Source organism: Clostridium sp. CAG:43, assembly GCF_000434655.1.
GTDB lineage: Bacteria > Bacillota > Clostridia > Lachnospirales > Lachnospiraceae > Otoolea > Otoolea fessa.
In genome coordinates, this window is record NZ_FR894982.1 from 1 (window position 1) to 1624 (window position 1624).

The 1624-nt window shown below is 53.6% G+C and carries 4 protein-coding genes; all 4 read right to left on the reverse strand.

All coding sequences use genetic code 11. From position 1 onward, the window contains the following. The coding region (locus QVO97_RS00400) for an NAD(P)/FAD-dependent oxidoreductase (protein ID WP_288188465.1) at positions 1-500 on the reverse strand (500 nt) is incomplete at its 3' end. Between the two features lies 1 nt (position 501). Next, positions 502-822: a rhodanese-like domain-containing protein gene (locus tag QVO97_RS00405; protein WP_022358475.1), complete on the reverse strand. Its 321-nt coding sequence runs from the start codon at positions 820-822 to the stop codon at positions 502-504. Between the two features lie 13 nt (positions 823-835). Then, positions 836-1180: a thioredoxin gene (gene trxA / locus QVO97_RS00410; RefSeq protein WP_288188468.1), complete on the reverse strand. Its 345-nt coding sequence runs from the start codon at positions 1178-1180 to the stop codon at positions 836-838. A 35-nt stretch (positions 1181-1215) separates the two neighbouring features. Continuing rightward, the gene (locus QVO97_RS00415) at positions 1216-1605 is read right to left on the reverse strand and encodes a rhodanese-like domain-containing protein (RefSeq protein WP_022358477.1); all 390 of its coding nucleotides are present in this window, start codon (positions 1603-1605) and stop codon (positions 1216-1218) included. Between the last annotated feature and the right edge of the window lie 19 nt (positions 1606-1624).

The following is a 1624-nucleotide window of genomic DNA, read 5'->3' on the forward strand; positions in this document are numbered from 1 at the left end:
TCCGCAAGCTCCAGACTGATGAAGCCGCCGCCCGCCAGCACAGCGGACTTGGGATGGTTTTCGCTGATGTACGCCTTGATGCGGAACGTGTCCTCCACGGTACGCAGGGTAAACAGCTTGTTGAGGCCCACACCGGGGAGCCGGGGCTGGGTAGGCTTGGCTCCGGGAGAGAGAATCAGCTTGTCATAGCTCTCCTCGAACTCCTCACCGGTTTCCAGATTTTTCACGGTAACTTCTTTTTTTTCGGGATGGATAGCTGTGACCTCATGGCGCACCTTCATGTTTACACGGAACCGGGAGAAGAAGCTTTCCGGGGTCTGGAGGGTCAGATCCGACCGATCGGTAATCACATCACCGATATAGTATGGCAGACCACAGTTGGCATAGGAGATATACCCCGAGCGCTCAAACACCACGATCTCCGCCTGCTCGTCCAATCTGCGAATGCGGGCCGCAGCAGTAGCGCCGCCTGCCACGCCGCCCACGATAACAACCTTCATATCAATGCTCCACCTTTCCTGCATAAGCGGCGATGCCGCCGATATTTTTGATGTTGGTATACCCCATGCCCCCCAGCACGCTGACCGCCTGAGCGCTTCTGGCTCCGCTATGGCAGTAGACAAACACGGGCGTATCTTGATTATTTACGAAGCTGGTCACCTTGTCAAGAGACTGCAGAGGCACATTCTTGCTGCCGGGGATATGGCCCTCCCGGTATTCCTCCGGTGTTCGGACATCCAGCAGGACCGCGCCGGGCGTTGCATTGTATTCCCTGACGCCCTCACCAATGTCGGGCCCTTTCAGAAAGTCAAAAAATCCCATATCCATGTCCTCCTCACAGCATGGCCAGAATCTGCGCCTTGGGCTTCGCACCCACCGTTTTATTGGCAAGTTTGCCGTTCTTCATCACCACAAGGGTGGGGATGCTCATGACGCCGAACTGCGCGGCCAGTTCCGGCTGCTCGTCCACATTGACCTTGCCAACTTTGATGTCGCCGCGCTCAGACGCGATCTCATCCACAACTGGGCTGACCATCCGGCAGGGGCCGCACCAGGGCGCCCAGAAGTCCAGTAGGACGGGTTTCTCGGAATTCAGAACCTCATTCTGGAAATTACTCTTATTGATATGGATGACAGACATATACAAGTCCTCCTGTGATCTTTTGTTTGATGTCTCCATGATAACCTGAATTTTCTACAAGTTCCGTGATATTGTCACGCTTCGCCGCTGACGGTTTCTCCCGTCCAGTCATTGATACCGCCGAACTCTACGATATTTGTGTAGCCCAGCTTTACCAGCTTTTCGGACGCCTGCTTGCTGCGGTTGCCGCTGCGGCAGTATACCAGGATCAGCTGCTCCTTGTCTGGCAGCTCCGGGATGTCTTCGGTGCCGATGGATTCGTTGGCAATATTAATCGCACCGGGAATATGCTTTTCACTATATTCCTGAGCAGTCCGGACATCGAGGATGATGTATCCGGTTTCCTCCTCCATCATCGTGACAGCTTCCTCCATGGAAATCTGTCGATAGGAAGTTTCAGATGACTGGGCTCCACAACCTGTTAAAAGTAGAAGCATCATTAAAATGGGAATAAATCTTTTCATGTATAGACCTCCATATTCT

What these genes read in the sequence shown, in the direction of transcription:
- QVO97_RS00415 (WP_022358477.1), bottom strand. Translation starts at nt 1,605, where the DNA reads ATGAAAAGATTTATTCCCATTTTAATGATGCTTCTACTTTTAACAGGT.
- QVO97_RS00405 (WP_022358475.1), bottom strand. Translation starts at nt 822, where the DNA reads ATGGGATTTTTTGACTTTCTGAAAGGGCCCGACATTGGTGAGGGCGTC.
- trxA (WP_288188468.1), bottom strand. Translation starts at nt 1,180, where the DNA reads ATGGAGACATCAAACAAAAGATCACAGGAGGACTTGTATATGTCTGTC.